The organism is Pseudomonas sp. DF11 (assembly GCF_058148565.1).
Genome location: NZ_JBYVYN010000009.1, coordinates 161617 through 180492 on the forward strand (window position 1 = coordinate 161617; position 18876 = coordinate 180492).

An 18876-nucleotide genomic window follows, 5' to 3' on the forward strand; every position below is an offset into this window, starting at 1 on the left:
TTTCGGTGGTGTCTGGCAGACCGCTATCGCGAGCAGGCTCGCTCCCACATTTGGGCCGTTGTGAACACACATCTGTGCTCGCCAAAGATTCACTGTGGGAGCGAGCCTGCTCGCGATAGCCGCGACTCGGTCTCAAGCCTCAGAAACACGTCTCCATGCTCTCCACCACCCGCAACTGCTCATCCACCAGACACCCCACCCGCCACTTGTCGAAGGTCAGGCACGGATGGGAAGTACCGAACGAAATGATGTCCCCGACCCGCAACTCGACCCCCGGCGCCACGTTCATGAACGCATGCTGGTCCATCACCGCCGTCACCTTGCAACCGCTGACGTCTTCCCCCGCCGCCGAATCCGATCCGGGCTTGTAGCGCTTGAGCGGCACCGGCAATCCGGCGTCGTAGGCCACGTCGCGCTTGCCCAGGGCGATTACCGCGAAACCCGGCTCCGGCAGCGATTGCACATGGGCCCAGACTTCCAGGGCCGGGTGCAGGCCTTCGTGCAGGTCGCTGCGCCGTTCCAGCACGCAGCACTGCGCCTCCTTGTAGATGCCATGGTCATGGGCCACGTAACTGCCAGGACGCAACACGCTGAGGAAACGCCCGTGGGCATTCTGGGCCTCGAAGGATTCAGCGATCAGGTCGTACCAGGCCGAACCTGAGGCGGTGATGATCGGCTTGTCGATGGCGAAGGCACCGTTGTCTTGCAACTGCACCGCCAGCCGCACCAGGGACGCGGCGAACGCACGGATGCCGCTGATGGCGTGGTCACCGTGGATGACACCTTCGTAGCCTTCGATGCCGGTCAACGCCAGCGCCGGTTGCGCCCGGATCGCCTCGGCCAGGGCCAGCACCTCGGCCTCGGTCCGGCAGCCACAGCGACCGCCGACCACGCCGTATTCGATCATCACGTTCAGCTTCACGCCACGAGCGGCGAAGAACGCGCCCAGGTCAGCCACGTTGTCGGGATGATCGACCATGCAATGGAATTCGAAAGCCGGGTCGGCCAACAACTCGGCGATCAACGCCATGTTCGGCGCGCCCACCAGTTGGTTGGCCATCAGCACCCGGCGTACGCCGTGGGCATAAGCGGCACGGGTCTGCACGGCGGTGGCGAGGGTCAAGCCCCAGGCGCCGGCGTCGAGCTGGCGGCGAAACAGCGCCGGGGTCATGCTGGTCTTGCCGTGGGGTGCCAGTTCGGCACCGCTGTCGGTGACGAACGTTTGCATCCAGCGGATGTTGTGTTCCAGCGCCGCGCGGTGCAGCACCAGCGCCGGCAGGCTGACGTCCCGCAGCAAATGCGCGCCAACGGTGGCGGCGCCCTTCTCCACGGCAGCGTTATGAATGGCAGATGACATGTTCGAACTCCTCGCACACGGCCGCTAGTGCCGTTGCTGTCTATTCATTGATGCGACGGGCCAGGTTGTTGGCGCTTTCGATCAGCACCCGGCGGTAGTCGGCGTAATTGTTCTTGGCGTCGGCCCGTGGGGCGACAATGCACAGGGTCGCGATGGCCACGCCATTGGGGTCTTTGACCGGCGCGGCGAAACAGTGGGTGAAGGTATCGGCGACACTGTCGAAGGAGAAAAATCCATCGAGGCCGGCCTGGCGGATTTCCTTGAGGAATTGCTCCAGGGGCAGGCGCTCGCCGTCCGGCAGGATGAAATCATCCGGGTCGATCAGGTCGACGATCTGCTGGTCGCTCAAATGCGCCAGCAGCAGGCGCCCGGACGCCGTCCAGGGAATCGGCGCGTTTTCACCGATGTCCGAGGAAATACGGAAATGCCGCTCGCCTTCTTTCATCAGCGCCACCGTGTATTTGCGCCCGTTGAGCAGGCACATCTGTGCGGTTTCGCGAGTCTGGCTGACGATCTCCTGCAGCGCGTGATCGGCCTCGCGGCTCAAGTCGAAATGCCGCAGGTGCGCTTGCCCGAGAAAGTACAACTGGCGGCCCAGGTAGACGTGACCGTCCTTGCCCACGGGTTCGAGGATGCGTCGCTCCAGCAGCGACGCCACCAGTTCATAGACCGTGGACTTGGGGCTGCCGATGCCGCTGGCGATGTCGTTCGGGCGCAGCGGCTGGCCGATTTCCTTGAGAAAATCGAGGATATCGAACGCCCGATCCAATCCCCGGGCCCGGCGTTTGATGGTGTCTTCGGTCATGTTTTCGGTTCCCATTCAATTGGCCGGGAGTTTAACCAGACTGCAAGCTGACCACAGCTCCTTGTGGCGAGGGGATTTATCCCCGCTGGGCTGCGAAGCGGCCCTAATGAGCTTGATCGCAGCCCAACCTGACACCCCGCAGTGGCTTGTTGGGGACTGCTTCGCAGCCCAACGGGGCGGTGCGACGTTTCGCTAAATCCCCTCGCCACAGGTGATCACTTCTTCTTGTATGCCACACAATCGATCTCGACCTTGCAATCGACCATCATGCTGGCCTGCACGCAGGCCCGGGCCGGGGCGTGTTCCGGGCTGAAGTACTCGCCGAACACCTTGTTGAAACTCCAGAAATCCCGCGGGTCTTCCAGCCACACGCCGCAGCGCACCACATCTTCCAGGCCGTATCCGGCCTCTTCGAGAATGGCGACCAGGTTCTTCATGGTCTGGTGGGTCTGCTCGACGATCCCACCGACAATGATCTCGCCATTCACCGCCGGTACCTGACCGGACACGTGCAGCCAGCCATCGGCCTCGACGGCGCGGGCGAATGGCCGTGGCTGGCCGCCGCCTGCGGTGCTGCCGGTGCCGTATCGGGTAATGCTCATGGGTTATCTCCTTGTTGAATAGAAAGTTAAAACCGTGTGTTCTTGAGAAATTCCGCCAGACGCGGCGATTGCGGCCGCTCGAACAGTTCCTTGGGTGGCCCTTGCTCTTCGATCCGGCCCTGGTTCATGAACACGATCTTGTCCGAGACCTCGAAGGCGAAGCGCATTTCGTGGGTCACCAGCAGCATGGTCATGCCGTCTTCGGCCAAGCCCTTGATCACGTTGAGCACCTCGCCGACCAGTTCCGGGTCCAGGGCCGAGGTCACTTCATCGAACAGCATCAGGCTGGGGTTCATGGCGATCGCCCGGGCAATGGCCACGCGCTGTTGCTGGCCACCAGACAACTGGCCGGGAAAATGATCACGCCGCTCCAACAGGCCAACCCGCTCCAGCCATTTTTCGGCCAGGGCCACCGCTTCGTCCTTGGGCAGCTTTTTCACCTTGAGCAGGCCCAGGGTGACGTTCTGCAACGCGGTCAAATGCGGGAACAGGTTGAATTGCTGGAAGGCCATGCCGGTCATGGCGCGGTGCCGGGCGATGACTTTCTCGGGGTGGCGTACGCGCTTGCCGTCGATGTCGTCATAGCCGATGGACTCGCCGTCGAGCATGATCTGCCCGCCCTGGAATTCTTCGAGCATGTTCACGCAGCGCAGCAGCGTGGTCTTGCCCGAGCCGCTGGAGCCGATCAGCGTGACCACGTTGCCGCGTTGCATGCTCAGGTCCACACCCTTGAGCACTTCCAGCGGGCCGTATTGTTTGCGCAAGCCGCGAATGTCCAGCAGCGGTTGGGTGTTAGAGAAATTCGAAACGTCAGTCATGGCAAGGCCACCCGCTTTTCAATGTGCCGCCCGAGCAATTCGATGGCGTAATTGATGATGAAAAAGAGAAAGCCGGCGAACAGGTAGAACTCCAGGGTCATGAAGGTCCGGGCGATGATCTGCTGGGTGCTGAGCAGCAATTCGGCGACGCCGATCACCGACAACAGGGTCGAGGCCTTGACGATCTCGGTGGAGGAATTGACCCAGGTCGGCAAGATCTGCCGCAACGCCTGGGGCAACAGCACATAGCCCAGCGACTGGTAGAACGTCAGGCCGATGGCCTGGCTCGCCTCCATCTGCCCACGGGGCAATGCCTGCAAGGCGCCGCGCACGATCTCGGCGACATGGGAGCCACAAAACAGCGTCAGGCCCAGGACACCAGCCTGGAACGCGCCGATCTGCCAGCCCAGCGCCGGGGCCATGTAGAAACAGGCCAACACCAGCACGAACACCGGCGTGCCGCGGATCAGATCGACGTAGAAGCGAAATGGCGCACGCATCCAGGTCCGCCCGTAAGTCAGCACCAGCCCGGCGACCAGGCCGATCAAGGTGCCCAACAAAATCGCCAGCACCGAACACTGCACACTGGTCAGGAAACCGGCCCACAGAGTGTCCCGGGCGACCCACAACTCATGCAACCAACTGGGGGATTCGTACATGGAACACTCCTAACGGCGGATCGCCAGGCGTTGCTCGAAATACCGCAGCACCATGGCAATGAGATAACAGGCCGCGACATACAGCGCCGTGGTCACCAGCCAGGTTTCGATCACCCGGTAGCTCTCCACGTTGATCTTGCGGGCGTAATAGGTCAGCTCCGGCACGGCAATCGCCGCCGCCAGGGAGGTGTCCTTGAACAGCGAGATGAAGTTGTTCGACAAGGCCGGCAGCACGTTGCGCAACATCACCGGCACGGTGATGTAGGCCTTCACCTGCCACTCGCCCAGGCCGATGGCCAGCCCCGCTTCCCGCTGGCCCTTGTGAATGCTCAGCAGCCCGCCACGGAACACTTCGGTCAGGTAAGCACCGGCGTACAGCGACAGGGTGATGACGAACGACGGCAGCTTGTCCAGGCGAATGCCCAGGCTCGGCAAGGCGAAGTAGATCAACAGGATCAGCACCAGGATCGGCGTATTGCGGATCACCGTGACATACACCGACGCCAGCACCCGCAACAGCCGATGCTTGCTCAGCAGCGCGAACGCCATCGCCAGGCCGATCACGCAACCGATGGCGATCGACACCAGCGCCAGGGACAGCCCCAGGCCGAGCCCCGCCAGCAAGGTGTCGAAATCGCGCCAGACGGCGGCAAAGTTCAACTGATAATTCATGGTCGACAGTACCTTCAACGGGGCGCCCAAAAATGGCGCCCCGGGCTCACAGGGTCATTTGAATTCGACAGGGAAACCGATCGCTGGCGATGGCAGCTCGACGCCGAACCACTGTTTGAACGACGCTGCGTATGTCGGGAACTCCACGCCGGTCATGGCTTCATGCAGGGTGGTGTTGACGAAGTTCAGCCAGTCCTGGTCGCCACGCTTGACCGCGCAAGCATAGGTTTGTGGGCTCCAGGCGTAGGCCGGGCTGCGGTAGCGACCAGGGTTCTGCACCATCAGGTACTTGACCGAGGATTGGTCGGTAGCAGCGGCATCGGCACGACCGGAGTTCACCGCCTGGTACATCAGATCGACACTGTCGTACTGGTCAACCTTGGCCTTGGGCAGTGCCTGGTGCACCAGCTCCTCGGCGTAGACGTTCTGCAGTACCGCCACGGTGACACCGTCGCCACCCGCCTTGAGGTCTTCGATTTCCTTGTACTTGCTGTTGGCCGGCAGCAGCAGGCCCACGCCTTCGCGGTAGTACGGCAAGGTAAACGCCACTTGCTGGGCACGGCTGGCGGTGACGGTGATGAACTGGCAACTCATGTCGACCTTGTCGGTCAGCAGATTGGGAATGCGTGCATCAGAAGACTGCACCACGAACTCGACTTTTTCCGGGTCATTGAACAGGCCCTTGGCGACCATCCGTGCGATGTCGATATCAAAACCCTGCAACTTGCCATCCGCTCCCTGGAAGTGCCACGGCGCATTGGTACTGCCCGTGCCCACGATCAATTTCCCGCGCTGCAGCACGCTGTCCAGCTTGCTGTCGGCCGCCTGGGCGACACCCATGGCAGCCGTCGTGGCCGCGAAGAGAAAAACACACGCTTTGAACAAGGAAGGTCGGCGTTGCATGGCAAGCACTCCAGAATGAGTTTATTCCGCTATACCGGAACATGGTATGTAACAACGGAATAGACAGCAGAAAGTGTGCCACAGGCTTGAGAGCCATGGGAGAGGAAAATGGAAAGTGAAGAAAATCAGGGGGATGGGAAAAACAGACCTGCGGACGGTGGCGCCCGTGTGCAAATGCGGTTGCTACCGTTGGCCACGACGCACGGGTAATAGGGCCCCAAACCGGAGCTGCGCCGGGTGGCACTGCACCGAAACGAAACGGGCGTGCGCTAAAAGCAGAAGTGGAATTGTGAATGAGTACCTGTGGGAGCGGGCTTGCTCGCGAAGGGGGCGTACATTCAACTTCTTGGTTGACTGACACGCCGCCTTCGCGAGCAAGCCCGCTCCCACATTATGTTCGGTGGTGTTGCTGAAAGGTAGGCGGCCTACTTGCGCTTGTAGCTCTTGCTGCCGCCAGGCGTGAGGCAATAGACCCCACCCCGGGGCCCGACGCAATAATTGCCACTGCCACATTGGCAACCGTCGGAAGATTTGAGCAACGACTGCGGCCGAGCTTCATTGCGCAGCCCGAGCACAGCAGAACAGGACTTCTTCGAAGCACTGATGGAGCCGTCATTGCACAGGAAGGTATCGCCATCACACCCGGCAATCCCGCCCTTGCGTCCGGAACACGGTTGATTGGCAGCGAGGGCCGAAGTACCCAGGGCCAACAACAGGATTGCGACACTGGTGCGCAGTAAACCGGACATTCCGTGACAGAGACTCATGACAGCTTCCTGGCTGATAGGTAGCCCTATGCTATCACCGGATACCGGTAGCACCTAACGCCCGCAAAACCTCACCCTGGACAACATCCGCAGATCCCCATCGCGGTAATAGTCATCGCTCCAACTGTCGTCCGCCGCCAGGGGCTTGACCTGCTTGAGCGCGAGTTTTTTTGCGAAATAGCGGAAGCGGTAGTGCTCATAAAAGCGCAACAGTTCCAGCCCGTAACGGTCGGCCAGGTCGGTGTCGCCCTGGATGATGAGGTAGTTCTCGTCATTGCCGCTGCTGGCCGCGGCGCTCAGGTTGTGGCTGCCGCTGATGATGGTCGGTGTGTCGCTGGTGAAGTCGGTGACGATGGCTTTGGTGTGCACCAGCAGGTTGCCCTTCTGGCCTTTCATGTTCTCCTTGAGCCAGCCTTCCAGGCCGGTGTTGAGCAGTGCGGTGGCGGCGAATTCGGCGGTGCGGTCGGCGTGAAAGCCAGTGATGCGGCTCTTGGTGTTTTGCAGGCCGTAGCGCAGCACATCGTCATTGGGCTGGCCGAGCACGGCGTCGAGGATGCGGTCGGGCAGCACAAAGGCGGTGACGAACAACAAGTCCTTTCGCGCGCCCTTGATGATGTCGACAAAGCGATCCAGATCGCCCTCCCCGGTGCGCGGTGAAAACCCGGCGAACAACGCCTCTTGTGGTGCCATGGCGTTGTTGCGGGTCAGCCATTGGCGAGTGGCATCGACGTCCTGAGGCTCGGCCCAAATTTGCTCGAACACCTGCAGGTAGCTGGTGCTCACCCGAGAATCATCCAGCACATGAACGACGTTGGCCTGGCGGTAGACACCATTGGCGGTGAAGTTGGTGCTGCCGCACAGCACAGCTTCCGGTTGCAATGAACCACTGCCATCCACCTTGCTCAGTACGATGAACTTATCGTGGAAAATGTTATGGGTGACTCGTCCACGCTTGTTGGCCGCCGGCATTTTTTCGAGGCTGGCTTCGTTGCGCGCCGTGGTGTCGTCGCCCGGCTCGGCGTGGTACAGCACCCTCACCTGGGCACCGCGAGTATGGGCGGCCGTCACCGCGTCGACGATCACTGGCAGTTCGTATTCATAGATGGCGACATCCAAGGCCCAGTTGGCATCCAGTGCCCGGTCGATGAAACCGGTCAAGCGACCCAGCAAGCCGTTCTCCAGCCAACGGCGCGGGGCGTCGGGCCAGTCATCGATGGACAGATTCTTGTTCGCGCCAATCAGCGCATCCACTTCAGGAAACTTGCGCTGGAACGCCTGGCTGGCGGCCACGGCCCGATTGAAGATGACCCGCTGATTGGCCGGCTGGCCGTCGTCGCTGGTGACCGTGACCTCCAGGGATTCGCCCAATTGCGGCGCATCGGGGCTGCCATAGGCCAGGTGCACGCGGTAGTGGATCGTCACGCCGGGGTTGACAGCGTAGTCGGCCCAACGAAATTTCTGCAACGGAGCCTTGTCGCTGGGGGTGGCGTGGAATTGCGGGAACGTGTGGGCCTTGTCGGGAAAGGTCAGGCTGTTGAACAGGAACAGCCAGGGTTTGTCACCCTGCTGCTTCTCGATGGCAAAACCCAGCAAGCCCTTGCGCCTGGGTTCGGCCAGGTCCATGGCGAGCAGCACACCGTTGGTGCCGGCATAGGCCTTGACCCGAAAATCGTCCTGGGCGTTGGTGACGAGTATGCGCATGGTTCACTCCTGTGAGGGACTGCCTGAGCATAGAGCAGTGATCCAGGTTAAGGAGACAGATCCGGGACCGAGGTGACGCTAATCGCGAGCAGGCTCGCTCCCACAAGGGGCCATTGGTGGTAAGTCGTCATGTGTTCAAAACACAATCCATGTGGGAGCGAGCCTGCTCGCGATGAGGCCCGATCCAACACCGTAAATCTCAGCTGGATAGCCCTTCATCGATATGCCGATACTCCGCCCCCAACTGCCCCGCCAGTTGCCGGGCCCGACCCAGGCGAATCGGGCCGCGCTCGATGTCGATCAACAGGCACGGGCAATCCAGGCATGGCAGTGCCAGCCCTTCTTTCACTCGCCCATCCGTCATCAGCAACACGCGCTGCTGCTCCGCAGGGAAACGCTTGCGTCGCGCCGTCAACCAGCGCCCGGCCTCGTTCAGCGCCGCGAGCAACGGTGTACCGCCACCGGCGCCCAGGCCATCGAGCCAAGTTCGCAGGCCGGCGGAGGCCTTGAGCCCCTGCACCTGCCAGTTCGGCACAGAGCCGCTGGCCGTCAGCAGGGCCAAGCGGGCACGCTGTCGGTAGGCATCGTCGAACAGTTGCGCCAGCAGGCCTTTGCCATCGCTGAGGGCTCGATGTCGACGGGTCGAGGCCGAGGCATCGACGATCACCAGCCACAACTCATGGGGCGAGCGATGGCGAGCGTGAAAGCGCAGGTCTTCGTACAGGCGCGGACGACCATTGAGCAACGTCCCCGGCCAGTTCACTGCACCGCTGGCCGCCGCTTTGCCATGGCCGTGGCGGCCCTGGTCGAGTCGTCCCGCACGGGGTCTGGCATTCGCCCCCGCCGGTGAACGGGGGCGAATGCCTAGGGCTTTTTTGGCCAGCTCGGCACTTCACGCCGGGCACCGGTCGGCAATGCCCGGGCCGGCAAGTCACCCCACTGGCCCTGGCCTTCGTTGGTCTGGCTCGTTGCATTGGCAGGCGTTTGCGGCGCTTGGGACGGTGTCGGTGCTGAATGTCCATGCCGCCGGTGACGCAAGGCAAACTCGGCGACCGCATCAATGTCTTCAGCGGCAATCGCGGCGGCCCCGCGCCAGGCGGCATGGGCCCGGGCCGCTCGCAGCCAGACCAGGTCGGCGCGCAAACCATCGACCCCGGCGGCAAAGCAGCGCTCGGTGATCTGCGCCAGCGCCCAGTCATCCAGGGCGATCCCGGCCAAGCGGTCGCGCGCCTGCTGGCAACGTTCGCGCAGTTGCCGCTGGGCGCTCTCCCACTCCGCGCAGAAGGTCGCAGGATCACTGTCGAAATCCAACCGCCGCCGAATGATCTGCCCACGTTCAACCGGGGCGGTGTGACCGTCGAGGGCCACATTCAAACCGAAACGGTCGAGCAATTGCGGGCGCAATTCGCCCTCTTCCGGGTTCATCGTGCCGATCAGCACAAAGCGCGCCGGATGCCGGTGGGAAATGCCATCGCGCTCGATCAGGTTGGTGCCGCTGGCGGCCACATCGAGCAGCAAGTCCACCAAGTGATCGGGCAGCAGGTTCACTTCATCGACGTACAGCACGCCACCGTCAGCCTTGGCCAGCACGCCGGGAGAGAATTGCGCGCGCCCCTCTCCTAAAGCTGCGTCCAGATCGAGGGTACCCACCAGCCGCTCTTCCGTGGCACCGAGGGGCAAGGTGACGAATTGACCACTGGCCAGCAGGTCCGCCAAGCCCCGGGCCAGCGTCGACTTGGCCATGCCCCGCGGACCTTCGATCAGCACGCCGCCGATCTTTGGATCGATGGCGGCCAGGCACAGGGCAAGTTTCAAGTCATCGGCGCCGACCACGGCGCAGAGCGGAAAATGCGGGGTATCGGTCATAGCTAATTCTCAAGGGTGGTCGGTAACGTCAACGTGAACAGAGTACTTGTGGCGAGGGGATTTATCCCCGTGGGACTGCGAAGCAGGCCCCAATGTAGACAAGAGGATCGCTTCGCAACCCAGCGGGGATAAATCCCCTCGCCACAATTCAGCCCATCGCAGGGGTTGTGTCTAGCCTGCAAATAGACAAGTCAGTTGTCTTCTTCTATGTCCAACAACAAATTCTCCAGCGCCTGGCGATACTCGCCCGGTTCCTGCCACATCCCCCGCTGCTGCGCTTCGAGCATGCGCTCGGTCATGTCCCGCAGGGCATCGGGGTTGTGCTGGCGGACGAAATCCCGGGTGCCCGGGTCAAGCAGGTAGGCATCGGCCAGCAACGCGTATTGGTGATCGTCGATCAATCGGGTGGTGGCGTCGAACGCGAACAGGTTGTCCACCGTCGCCGCCAGTTCGAACGCACCTTTATAGCCGTGACGCTTCACACCGTCGATCCACTTCGGATTCGCCGCGCGGGAGCGGATGACGCGGTTGAGTTCTTCCTTCAGGGTGCGGATCTTTGGCAAATCCGGCTGGCTGTGATCGCCATGGTAACTGGCCGCCGCCGCACCGCTGAGGGTCTCCACGGCTGCCAGCATGCCACCCTGGAACTGGTAGTAATCGTTGGAATCGAGCAGGTCGTGCTCGCGGTTGTCCTGGTTCTGCAACACCGCTTGCACCTGGCTCAAGCGCCGGGAGAATTGATCCCGAGCGACGCTGCCTTCATCACTGGCGCCGTAGGCGTAGCCGCCCCAGTTCAGGTACACCTCGGCCAAATCCTCGCGGCTCTGCCATAAGCGACCGTCAATCGCGCCCTGCACGCCCGCACCATAGGCACCAGGCTTGGCACCGAAGATCCGCCAACCGGCCTGGCGGGCCGCAACCTCAGGTTCGAGACCCGAGGCCAGCAGGGCTTCGCGCTCGCCACGGACCTTGGCCGCCAAGGGGTTCATGTCGTCCGGTTCATCGAGGGCGGCCACCGCCTGCACCGCCGCATCGAACAGACGGATCAGATTGGCGAAGGCGTCACGAAAAAAACCTGACACCCGCAGCGTCACATCGACCCGGGGCCGGTCCAACAGGCTCAACGGCAGAATCTCGAAATCATCGACCCGTTGGCTGCCGGTGGCCCACACCGGGCGCACACCCATCAACGCCATGGCCTGGGCGATGTCGTCGCCGCCGGTGCGCATGGTGGCGGTGCCCCACACCGACAGGCCAAGCTGGCGCAGGTGATCGCCGTGGTCCTGCAAGTGCCGTTCAAGAATCAGGTTCGCCGACTGGAAACCGATGCGCCACGCCGTGGTGGTGGGCAGGTTACGTACGTCCACCGAGAAGAAGTTGCGCCCGGTGGGCAACACATCCAGGCGGCCACGACTCGGCGCGCCGCTGGGCCCGGCCGGGACGAAGCGCCCGTCCAGGGCATCGAGCAAGCCGCGCATTTCCGCCGGGCCGCAGGCGTCCAGGTGTGGGGCCACGACGGATCGCAGGTTTTCAATGATGCTGCTGACCACCTCCCAACCTGCCACATTCAATTGCTCGACCGCGCCATCCAGGGCCTGCTCGATCAACTGCGCCGCAAACAGTTCCAGGCGCTCGCGGGTATCGCCAGCGGTGCGCCAAGGCTCGGCGCTGACCCGGCGCAACGCTTCGGGGCAGTCGCCAGTCCAGGGCTCGGCCAGGGCACAATCCAGCGGATCGAAACCCAACCCGAACGCCTTGGCCAGTGCTCGCAGCAGGCTCGACTGCGCGCCCTTGCCATCGCCACGGGGTATGCGCAGCAACGCCAGCAGCGTGTCGATACGCAGGCGTCCGCTGGGCGATTCACCAAAAATGTGCAGGCCATCGCGGATCTGCGATTCCTTCAAATCACACAGATAGGTGTCCAGGCGCGGCAGCCAGATCGCTGCGTCGGCATCGCTGTCGAGCGCGGCATCGAGTTGCAGCTCGCGGTCGATGTGCGTCTCGCGCACCAGCTTCAGAATGTCCCGTTGCAGTTCCCGGGCGCGGCGCGGATCGAGCAACTGCGCCTCGTAGTATTCGTCGGCCAACAGCTCGAGGTTACGCAGCGGCCCGTAGGTTTCGGCGCGGGTCAGCGGCGGCATCAAGTGGTCGATGATCACTGCCTGGGTCCGACGCTTGGCCTGGGCGCCCTCACCCGGGTCGTTGACGATAAATGGATAGATGTTCGGCAGCGGTCCCAGCAATGCATCGGGCCAGCAACTCTCCGACAGCCCGACGCCCTTGCCCGGCAGCCATTCGAGGTTGCCGTGCTTGCCGACGTGGATCACCCCGTGGACGCCGTAGGTGTGACGCAACCAGAAATAAAACGCCAGGTAACCGTGGGGTGGCACCAGGTCCGGGTCGTGGTACACCGCACTTGGATCGACCTGATAACCCCGCGCCGGTTGGATGCCGACAAAGGTCAGGCCCAGGCGCAGGCCGGCGACCATCAGGCGCCCGTCGCGGAACATCGGGTCATGCTCGGGCGAGCCCCAACGCTCCAGCACCGCCTGGCGGTTGGCCTCGGGCAATGCATCGAACAGGGCCTGGTAAGCGTCGAGGGCCAGGCTCTGGTGACACGGGCGCAAGTCGAGGCTGTCCAGGTCGTTGCTGACCCCGCCGAGCAATTGCTGGATCAGCGCGGTGCCGCTGGTCGGCAGTTCGCCCGGCAATGGATAACCCTCGGCCTGCATGGCCCGCAGGATATTCAGCGCCGCCGACGGGGTGTCCAGGCCGACACCGTTGCCGATACGCCCGTCCCGGGTCGGGTAGTTGGCGAGGATCAGCGCCACGCGCTTTTCGCCGTTGGGCAGGCGCGCCAGGGTGGTCCAGCGCCGGGCCAGTTCGGCAACAAAATCCATGCGCTCGGGCACGGCCCGGTAACAGACCACATCGCTCTGGCTGCGCTCGCTGCGCCAGGCCAGGTCCTTGAAACTGATCGGGCGGCTGATGATCCGTCCGTCCAGCTCCGGTAAGGCAATGTGCATCGCCAGGTCCCGCGAGCCCAGGCCCTGTTCGCTGGCGCGCCAGCCGGGTTCGTTGTCCTGGGCACAGATCGCCTGGATCACCGGGATGTTGCGGCGAAACGGCCGCAGGTGCGGCGCTTCAGGGCTGGATTGGGCGAAGCCGGTGGTGTTGAGAATCACCCCGGCTTCGACCTCATCCAGCCAATCTTCCACCAGCGCGAGGCAACCGGGTTCCTTGAGGCTGGCCACGGCAATCGGCAGTGGATTGAGCCCCGCCACTTGCAAGCGCTGGCAGAACACGTCAATGAACGCGGTGTTCGCCGCTTGCAGGTGGGAGCGATAGAACAGCACCGCCGCCACCGGTAGATCGGCCCGCCAGTCGGCTTGCCAATCGCCGAGGCTGGCGTTGGTGTTTGCGGGGTGATAAATCGCCGTGCGCGGCAGGACTTGCGGTTCCTCCCACGGATAATCACGGCCGAACCATTGGCTGCCCAGGTTGTGAAACAGGTCCAGGGCATTGCCCAAGCCACCCTGGCGCAAGAACTGCCAGAGCCGGTCGCGATCCTCGACGGGCACGTTGCTCAGGTCACTGAGCTCCGGGTCCGGGCGATCATCCCCCGGTACCAGGATCAGCTTCACCCCACGCCCGGCCAATTCCATCAGGCGCTCGATGCCGTAGCGCCAATAGCCGATGCCGCCGTGCAGCGACAACAGGATGACCTTGGCGTGGCGCAGTACGTCCTCGAAATACAGGTCCACCGAGGCGTGGTTCTGCACCTGCATCGGGTTGGCGAGGCGAAACTCCGGATAATCGCCTGGCAACTGCCTGGCCGCTTCGGCCAGTAGCGCCAGGCTGGAATCACCGCTGCACAGGATCACCAGTTCGGCTGGGGTTTGCCCCAGGTCAGCAATGTTGTCGTCCGATACAAAGCCGCCGGGCTGGGTCCTGAGCAGGTGCATGGCTTAGACGCTGAGAGCGGCGCGCAACTGCGCTTCAAGCAGCCCGGCATCGAGCGCCTGGCCGATCAGCACCAGCCGGGTGACCCGCGCTTCATCGGCGCCCCACTGGCGGTCGAAATGCTTGTCGAACCGCGTACCGACGCCTTGGATCAGCAAGCGCATCGGCTTGTTCGGGATCGCCGCGAAACCCTTGACCCGCAGCACGCTGTGCTGGACCACCAGTTGTGTCAACGCGTCCAGCAGCAGGCTTTCGTCGGCCTGGGGCAACTCGATGGAAATGGAGTCGAAGGCGTCATGATCATGGTCGTCTTCGTCGCCGTCATGGTGATGATCGTGGTGGCTGTGGCGGCTGTCGATGTGTTCTTCGGAGCCGGCGCCCAGGCCGATCAGCACGTCCAACGGCAGGCGACCGCTGCTGGCTTCGATGACCTTGACCGCCGGCGGCAGCTCTTCGGCCACTTCCAGGCGGACTTTTGCCAGGTCTTCAGGGCTGATCAGGTCGGCCTTGTTGAGGATCACCAGGTCGGCGCTGGCCAGTTGGTCGGCGAACAGTTCGTGCAGCGGCGATTCGTGGTCCAGGTTCGGGTCGAGCTTGCGCTGGGCATCGACCTGGTCAGGGAAGGCGGCGAAGGTGCCGGCGGCCACGGCCGGGCTGTCGACCACCGTGATTACCGCATCGACGGTGCAGGCGCTGCGGATTTCCGGCCACTGGAAGGCCTGGACCAACGGCTTGGGCAGGGCCAGGCCGGAGGTTTCGATGAGGATGTGGTCGAGGTCGCCGCGCCGGGCCACCAGCTCGCGCATCACCGGGAAGAACTCTTCCTGCACCGTGCAGCACAGGCAACCGTTGGCCAGTTCGTAGACACGGCCGTTGGCTTCTTCTTCGGTGCAACCGATGGAGCACTGCTTGAGGATCTCGCCGTCGATGCCCAGCTCGCCGAACTCGTTGACGATCACGGCGATGCGGCGGCCCTGGGCGTTGTCGAGCATGTGCCGCAGCAAGGTGGTTTTACCCGAGCCGAGGAAACCGGTGACGATGGTGACGGGAAGTTTGGCCAGTGTTTTCATCCGATGCCCCTTGGCAAAGTGGCGGGCAAACGGGACGACAACCGCAGGCAAGGCATGCGCGGAAGATTTCGCCACCGGATCACCCCGCCCGGTTGTAGTGAGAATCTGCGTCGAGGCAGGTCTCCTGGCTGACGGCGGGCCAGTCATTGACTGGCGATTGCTGCGCCTTCCCGTGCGCCTGGTGTAAAGGGCATGCACAGTGGCCTTGCAGAAACAGCACCGTTCACAGTTGCGGGGGCAGCCGCGGCTTGGACCGCGTTCCCTTCTTAGCTTCGGCACAGGCCGAAGAACCTCGAAGATGCAAGGCTACGCAGGGTGTGGGGGCGGGTCAATCTCCAGAGCGTTTTGCGGTGCATGCGCTGGCCTCATCGCGAGCAGGCTCGCTCCCACAGTTGATCTTGGTTGAACATGAATGTTGTGTCCGGCGCGATTCATTGTGGGAGCGAGCCTGCTCGCGATGGGTTCAACTCGCTGTCAATCTGCAAACCCATGCCAATTGACGTCCCGCCCCCGCCCATGCTCTCCTGTGCGCCTAGTTACGGGTGCCCTTCACAGGGTGAAACGGGAAACCGGTGAATCGTGTGCTTTACTTCAAGGCCACGTCAGTCCGGTGCTGCCCCCGCAACGGTAAGCGAGCGAAGCGTCTGAACCACTGTGTCTGTCGACATGGGAAGGTGACGCTTGCAGGCCAGGCACAAGCCCGGCCCCTCGCAAGCCCGGAGACCGGCCCATGACTCAAGCATCAACAAACCCGCGGTGGGCGGGCGCTGTTCGAACCTTGGCGGGCTTTCGCCCGGGGTTTCATTGCGCTCGAATCACCCACTGAACAAGAACAGAGGGAAGCGCCATGTCGACCATCAGCAGCACCGCCCGCACCGCCAGCAGCACCACTACCCTGAGCCAACGCCTGAGCGCCGCGATCCTGGCCTCGATCCTGGGCGCCGGCCTGGTCTATTTCGCCGGTTTCTCCCACATCGAAGCGGTGCACAACGCGGCCCACGACACCCGCCACAGCGCCGCCTTCCCGTGCCATTGAGAACCGACGACATGATCAAGCGTATCGCGCAGACCGCCGGTTTCAGCGGCTTGCTGGCCGCCCTGCTGCTGACCCTGCTGCAAAGTTTCTGGGTATCACCGCTGATTCTCCAGGCTGAAACCTATGAGAAGGCTCCAGCCGCCGAGGTCCACGAACACGCCGACGGCGTTGCCCACACCCATGATGCCGAAGCCTGGGAACCGGAAGATGGCTGGCAGCGCGTGCTGTCCACCACCGGCGGCAACCTGGTGGTCGCGGTGGGTTTCGCCCTGATGTTGGCGGGCCTGTACACCTTGCGCGCCCCGACTCGCACTTCCCAGGGGCTGCTTTGGGGCCTGGCCGGTTACGCCACCTTTGTCCTCGCGCCGACCCTCGGCCTGCCACCGGAACTACCCGGCACCGCTGCAGCCGACCTGGCCCAGCGGCAGATGTGGTGGATCGGCACTGCGGCGTCCACGGCGGTGGGCATCGCCCTGATCGCCTTCGGCAGACATTGGCTGCTCAAGCTGCTGGGCGTGGCGACGTTGCTGGTGCCCCATGTCATCGGCGCACCGCAGCCGGAAGTTCACTCGATGCTGGCGCCCGAAGCGCTGGAAAGCCAATTCAAGATCGCCTCGCAGTTGACCAACATCGCGTTCTGGCTGGCCCTGGGCCTGATCAGCGCCTGGCTGTTTCGCCGCGATAGCCAAACCCACCACGACGCATGACCACCGAGCCGATCCTGGTGATCGGCCTGGGCTGCCAGCGTGGTTGCCCGGCCAGTACGCTGCGGGCCTTGCTCGACCAGACACTGCTGGCCCACGGCATTGCGCTCGATCAGGTGCAAGCCCTGGCCAGTATCGACCTCAAGCGTGACGAACCGGGCCTGCTGGAGCTGGCCGAACAACTGGCGCTGCCGCTGACTTGCTTCAGCGCCGAGCAGTTGGCCGGCTACCAGGGGCGACTCAGTCACCGCTCCGAGATCGCCTTCGAACGCACAGGCTGCTATGGCATCGCCGAAAGCGCCGCCCTGGCCCTGGCCGACCAATTGGGCACGACGCCCGCGATGCTGCTGATTCCCCGTCAAAAAGGCCCCATGAGCACGTTGGCATTGGCGCGCGCGTCGTAAATCCCGATAATCCGCCCCCAGGATCATGAGCGATCTTCATCTGGACGACGCTCACCCATCTTTCACAGGAGCCGGTCATGACCGTTTACTTCATCGGCGCCGGCCCCGGCGACCCGGACCTCATCACAGTCAAAGGCCAACGACTGATCCGCAACTGCGCGGTGATCATCTACGCCGGATCCCTGGTGCCAACGGCGGTAATTGAAGGCCATCGCGCCGAACAGGTGATCAATAGCGCCGAGCTGCACCTGGAACAGATCATCGAATTGATCAAGAGCGCCCATCTCAAGGGGCAGGACGTGGCCCGGGTGCACTCTGGCGACCCGAGCCTGTACGGTGCCATCGGTGAGCAGATTCGTTGCCTGCGGGAACTGGACATCCCTTTCGAGATCATCCCAGGCGTCACCGCGACCTCAGCCTGCGCCGCCCTGCTGGGCGCCGAACTGACCTTGCCGGACATCTCCCAAAGCCTGATTCTCACCCGCTACGCAGACAAAAGCCCGATGCCCGCTGGGGAAGAACTCAGCAGCCTGGCGCAACACGGGGCGACCATGGCGATTCACCTGGGGGTCAATCATCTGGAAAAAATCGTCGACGAACTGCTGCCCCACTACGGCGCCGATTGTCCAATCGCGGTGATTCACCGGGCGACCTGGCCGGATCAGGAATGGGTGCTGGGGACGCTGGCCGATATCTCCGAGAAGGTGCAGGCCAAGGGTTTTCGCCGTACGGCGCTGATTCTGGTGGGGCGCGTGCTGGGTAATGAGGTGTTCAGCGAATCGTCGCTGTACCGCGCCGGGCATGCGCATCTCTACAGGCCTTGACTCAATCAGCAAGAGCCAACAGGGATTGGCGGCGGTCGGATCTGCGCCCATAAAAAAACGGTGCTCACGGGCACCGTTTTTTATATCCGCAGCGAACACCTATCAGTAGTAGGCGTTTTCTTTCTGCGTGTGGTCGGTCACGTCGCGCACGCCCTTGAGCTCTGGAATGCGCTCGAGCAAGGTGCGCTCGATGCCTTCCTTCAAGGTCACGTCAGCCTGGCCGCAGCCCTGGCAGCCGCCGCCGAACTGGAGCACGGCGATACCGTCTTCCACCACGTCGATCAGCGAAACCTGGCCGCCGTGGCTGGCCAGCCCCGGGTTGATTTCGGTTTGCAGATAGTAATTGATGCGCTCGTTGACCGGGCTGTCGGCATTGACCATCGGCACCTTGGCGTTCGGCGCCTTGATGGTCAACTGGCCGCCCATGCGGTCGGTGGCGTAGTCGACCACCGCATCGTCCAGGAACGCTTCGCTGAACGAGTCGATGTAGGCGGTGAAGCTCTTGAGCCCCAGCGCGGTGTCTTCGGCTTTCTCTTCCCCCGGCTTGCAGTAGGCAATGCACGTCTCAGCGTACTGGGTGCCGGGCTGGGTGATGAAGATGCGGATCCCGATACCTGGGGTGTTCTGCTTGGACAGCAGGTCGGCCAGGTAATCGTGGGCGGCATCGGTAATCGTAATAGCGGTCATGGGAACTCCTCGCAGGCTTGTCGGCAGTTTACGCCAAT

The 18876-nt window shown here is 63.0% G+C and carries 18 protein-coding genes and 2 riboswitches; of the genes, 4 read left to right on the plus strand and 14 right to left on the minus strand.

Annotated features, from left to right (window positions below; genetic code table 11):
- Positions 1-139 precede the first annotated feature (139 nt).
- The 13 genes from AC30D9_RS24170 to cobW form a co-directional block, all read right to left on the minus strand.
- Positions 140-1357, minus strand: coding sequence for an amino acid deaminase (locus AC30D9_RS24170; RefSeq protein ID WP_490145014.1), 1218 nt, complete (start codon positions 1355-1357; stop codon positions 140-142).
- Positions 1358-1397: 40 nt separating this feature from the next.
- The gene (locus AC30D9_RS24175; protein WP_003182813.1) at positions 1398-2162 is read right to left on the minus strand and encodes an IclR family transcriptional regulator; all 765 of its coding nucleotides are present in this window, start codon (positions 2160-2162) and stop codon (positions 1398-1400) included.
- A 215-nt stretch (positions 2163-2377) separates the two neighbouring features.
- Positions 2378-2764 carry a RidA family protein gene (locus AC30D9_RS24180; RefSeq protein ID WP_134923748.1) on the minus strand — a complete coding sequence of 129 codons (387 nt, stop codon included), beginning with the start codon at positions 2762-2764 and terminating at the stop codon, positions 2378-2380.
- Positions 2765-2790: 26 nt separating this feature from the next.
- The gene (locus AC30D9_RS24185; protein ID WP_134923747.1) at positions 2791-3582 is read right to left on the minus strand and encodes an amino acid ABC transporter ATP-binding protein; all 792 of its coding nucleotides are present in this window, start codon (positions 3580-3582) and stop codon (positions 2791-2793) included.
- On the minus strand, positions 3579-4241 hold the full coding sequence (locus tag AC30D9_RS24190; protein WP_109751805.1) for an amino acid ABC transporter permease: 663 nt from the start codon (positions 4239-4241) through the stop codon (positions 3579-3581). The genes AC30D9_RS24185 and AC30D9_RS24190 overlap by 4 nt, the downstream gene beginning before the upstream one ends.
- Positions 4242-4250: 9 nt before the next feature.
- Positions 4251-4913 carry an amino acid ABC transporter permease gene (locus AC30D9_RS24195; RefSeq protein ID WP_436132212.1) on the minus strand — a complete coding sequence of 221 codons (663 nt, stop codon included), beginning with the start codon at positions 4911-4913 and terminating at the stop codon, positions 4251-4253.
- A gap of 54 nt (positions 4914-4967) precedes the next feature.
- The gene (locus AC30D9_RS24200) at positions 4968-5816 is read right to left on the minus strand and encodes a transporter substrate-binding protein (RefSeq protein ID WP_210643898.1); all 849 of its coding nucleotides are present in this window, start codon (positions 5814-5816) and stop codon (positions 4968-4970) included.
- 425 nt (positions 5817-6241) lie between these two features.
- The gene (locus AC30D9_RS24205; RefSeq protein WP_373459153.1) at positions 6242-6565 is read right to left on the minus strand and encodes a YdcA family protein; all 324 of its coding nucleotides are present in this window, start codon (positions 6563-6565) and stop codon (positions 6242-6244) included.
- Positions 6566-6637: 72 nt separating this feature from the next.
- Positions 6638-8284 (minus strand): phospholipase D-like domain-containing protein, encoded by a 1647-nt coding sequence (locus AC30D9_RS24210; RefSeq protein ID WP_490145015.1) that lies wholly within the window; start codon positions 8282-8284, stop codon positions 6638-6640.
- A 199-nt stretch (positions 8285-8483) separates the two neighbouring features.
- Positions 8484-9047 (minus strand): vWA domain-containing protein, encoded by a 564-nt coding sequence (locus AC30D9_RS24215; protein WP_307571194.1) that lies wholly within the window; start codon positions 9045-9047, stop codon positions 8484-8486.
- Positions 9048-9148: 101 nt separating this feature from the next.
- Positions 9149-10150 (minus strand): magnesium chelatase ATPase subunit I, encoded by a 1002-nt coding sequence (locus AC30D9_RS24220; RefSeq protein ID WP_490145016.1) that lies wholly within the window; start codon positions 10148-10150, stop codon positions 9149-9151.
- A gap of 191 nt (positions 10151-10341) precedes the next feature.
- Positions 10342-14115 carry a cobaltochelatase subunit CobN gene (cobN, locus tag AC30D9_RS24225; protein WP_490145017.1) on the minus strand — a complete coding sequence of 1258 codons (3774 nt, stop codon included), beginning with the start codon at positions 14113-14115 and terminating at the stop codon, positions 10342-10344.
- 3 nt (positions 14116-14118) lie between these two features.
- Positions 14119-15183, minus strand: a complete 1065-nt coding sequence (gene cobW / locus AC30D9_RS24230; protein WP_210643887.1) for a cobalamin biosynthesis protein CobW — start codon at positions 15181-15183, stop codon at positions 14119-14121.
- Between the two features lie 97 nt (positions 15184-15280).
- Positions 15281-15493: riboswitch (cobalamin riboswitch) on the minus strand.
- A 213-nt stretch (positions 15494-15706) separates the two neighbouring features.
- A riboswitch (cobalamin riboswitch) is annotated at positions 15707-15929 on the plus strand.
- Between the two features lie 101 nt (positions 15930-16030).
- Here cobW and AC30D9_RS24235 point away from each other — a divergent pair.
- The 4 genes from AC30D9_RS24235 (at position 16031) to cobM (ending at position 18151) form a co-directional block, all read left to right on the plus strand.
- Positions 16031-16219: a CbtB domain-containing protein gene (locus tag AC30D9_RS24235; protein WP_014338677.1), complete on the plus strand. Its 189-nt coding sequence runs from the start codon at positions 16031-16033 to the stop codon at positions 16217-16219.
- Positions 16220-16230: 11 nt separating this feature from the next.
- Positions 16231-16926, plus strand: coding sequence for a CbtA family protein (locus tag AC30D9_RS24240; RefSeq protein WP_490145018.1), 696 nt, complete (start codon positions 16231-16233; stop codon positions 16924-16926).
- Entirely contained in the window at positions 16923-17327 is a 405-nt protein-coding gene (locus AC30D9_RS24245) for a cobalamin biosynthesis protein (RefSeq protein WP_490145019.1), read from the plus strand. Before AC30D9_RS24240 ends, AC30D9_RS24245 begins: the two co-directional genes overlap by 4 nt.
- A 77-nt stretch (positions 17328-17404) precedes the next feature.
- Positions 17405-18151: a precorrin-4 C(11)-methyltransferase gene (gene cobM, locus AC30D9_RS24250; protein ID WP_490145020.1), complete on the plus strand. Its 747-nt coding sequence runs from the start codon at positions 17405-17407 to the stop codon at positions 18149-18151.
- Positions 18152-18253: 102 nt separating this feature from the next.
- Here the strand turns inward: cobM and nfuA are convergent, their stop codons facing one another.
- The gene (gene nfuA, locus AC30D9_RS24255; RefSeq protein WP_109751793.1) at positions 18254-18838 is read right to left on the minus strand and encodes a Fe-S biogenesis protein NfuA; all 585 of its coding nucleotides are present in this window, start codon (positions 18836-18838) and stop codon (positions 18254-18256) included.
- Between the last annotated feature and the right edge of the window lie 38 nt (positions 18839-18876).